Annotated in this window: 1 protein-coding gene and 1 pseudogene; both read right to left on the bottom strand. The window is 56.8% G+C overall.

Annotation, left to right across the window (positions count from 1 at the left end):
- Positions 1–395, bottom strand: a pseudogene (locus DXB44_RS14860) (hypothetical protein); the annotation flags it as partial.
- Positions 395–2,191, bottom strand: a 1,797-nt coding sequence (locus DXB44_RS13210; protein WP_279220780.1) for a DNA topoisomerase, incomplete at its 5' end; no start/stop codon positions are given. The gene DXB44_RS13210 and the pseudogene DXB44_RS14860, both read right to left, overlap by 1 nt.

The raw sequence follows: 2,191 nt of genomic DNA, 5'->3' as shown, positions 1-2,191 counted from the left end.
TCCGGGTAATCCACCTGAATCACGCCGCCATCTGGAATGCGATAGAGGTCATCATAGTGGCTGTTGATGAGACGAATATCCTTCGGCAGCGTTTCCGGCTCCCAGATGCGCCGTCTGCCGATGCCCGCCTGCGGGATGTTTTCGAGGATCTGTACGCTTTCCTGTTGGATGACCTTGCGGTCATCGTCCGAAAGTTCAAACAGATACCAGTTCCGGGCGGCAGAAATGGCGTTCCTGCCATCGGGCGGCAGGTTCTTTTCCGAGATCTGCCCGCTTTCCAGCGGCTCACCAGTTACCTTGTTGTAGGTGGCAAAGCCGACTCCTGCACCGTTTTCCCGGAGGTGGAGATAGCGTTCATCGTTGATAAGGTAAACCGCTTCTTTTTTCTGCTCCATCAGCAACCACCCTCAAATTCCAGAGAAAACTTGCTGCGGCCATCCGCCTCGGTGCCCAACAGCACGGTTGCATTGTAGGTCTTGCCCTTGGCGCTCTTGCAGTCCTTCAGCCTGACACGGCCATCCCGCAGCAGCTTGTCCGCCATTCGGCCATCCAAACGCTTGCCCAGACGCTTGAAGAACGCATTGTCCTTCCACAGCACGAAGCGGCACTCCCGGTTCTCACAGAACCATCCCTTCTCACGCTCCACGACAGGCTTGCCACAGTTCGGGCAGATACCAATAATCTTGTTTTTCATAAGTGCATTCGCTCCCTTCGCAGCCTCGGTGGTTTTTACCAGCGAGGAGATCATTTCCTTGATTTCATTCATAAATGTTTCCGGCTCCATTTCGCTGCGCTCGATTTGTAGCAGCTTTGCTTCCCAATCAGCGGTCATTTCCGGGGATTGAATTTCTTCGGGCATCACGGTAATCAATGCCTTGCCCTTGTCGGTGGGCAGCAGCACCTTGGTTTTCTTGTTGCCCTTGCGTTCCAGAAAGCCCTTCTGCACCAGTTTTTCAATGGTGGCAGCTCTGGTTGCCGGAGTACCGATGCCCTGACGCTCCACGCCCTCCGGCATACTGTCCGCACCCGCCGCCTGCATAGCTGACAGGAGGGTATCTTCCGTGTAGGATTTTGGCGGGGATGTTTGCCCCTCTTTCAGTTCGGCACTGGTAACGCTGCACTGGCTCTGCTCTTGCACATCCGGCAGAACTGCCGATTCTTTCTGCTTGCCAAGCAGTTCGCCCAGCATTTTCCGCTCCATGGTTTTCCATCCTTCGGACAGCACCACCTTGCCCTTTGCGGAGAACTCCTCCCCGGCACAGATGGTAGTGAGCGTGGTTTCTGCATAGCGGTGCGGTTCACCTACGGCGCAGAGCAGCCGTGCGGCAATCAGCCGCAAGACATTCCGCTCCCCGGCAGGGAGGGCGGCAAGGTCTGCGTTTGCCATGCTTTTCGTGGGCAGCAGTGCATGGTGGTCGGTGACCTTGCTGCCGTTGATGACCTGCTGCACATGGATGGAAAACGGTTCCTCCACGGCAAACGCCTTTCCCACATCCGTCGCCAGCCCCGGAAGGGATGCCGCCATATCCTCCGTCAAAAAGCGGCTGTCCGTGCGGGGGTAGGTGATGAGCCGTTTTTCGTAAAGGCTTTGGGCATAATCAAAGGTCTGCTGTGCCGTAAATCCAAACAGACGGTTTGCATCCCGCTGCAATGCGGTAAGGTCATAGAGCTGCGGCGGGCTTTCGGATTTCTCCTTGCGTTCCATCTTCTGTACCGTGACACGCCCCTCCTTTCGGCATTTGGAAAGCAGCAGTTCGGCATCCGCTTTCTGGGCAAACCGCTTGCTGGATGCGGTGCCGCCGTCCGCAAGGGTCAGGGCAACCGTGTAGAATTTCTCCGGCACAAAGGCGGCAATGGCGGCTTCCCGCACCACCGTCATAGCAAGCACCGGGGTCATAACACGCCCCACCGCCAGCGGTTGACCGTACAGACACGAAAAAAGCCGGGACGCATTGATGCCGACCATCCAGTCGGCGCGTTCCCGGCAGAGTGCTGCGTTGTACAGCGCATCGTATTCAGTTGACGGTTTGAGGTGGGCAAAGCCTTCCCGGATGGCAGATTCCTCCATGCTGGACAGCCACAGACGGGAAAAGGGCTTTTTGCACCCAGCCTGCTGGTACACCAAGCGGAAGATCAGTTCTCCCTCCCGGCCGGAATCTGTAGGATAGTTCTCGGAGGTGACTTTTCTGAC

The sequence above is a fragment of the Faecalibacterium sp. OM04-11BH genome, from assembly GCF_003482185.1.
Classification (GTDB): domain Bacteria; phylum Bacillota; class Clostridia; order Oscillospirales; family Ruminococcaceae; genus Faecalibacterium; species Faecalibacterium tardum.
This window is presented reverse-complemented; position numbering and strand designations above follow the sequence as displayed.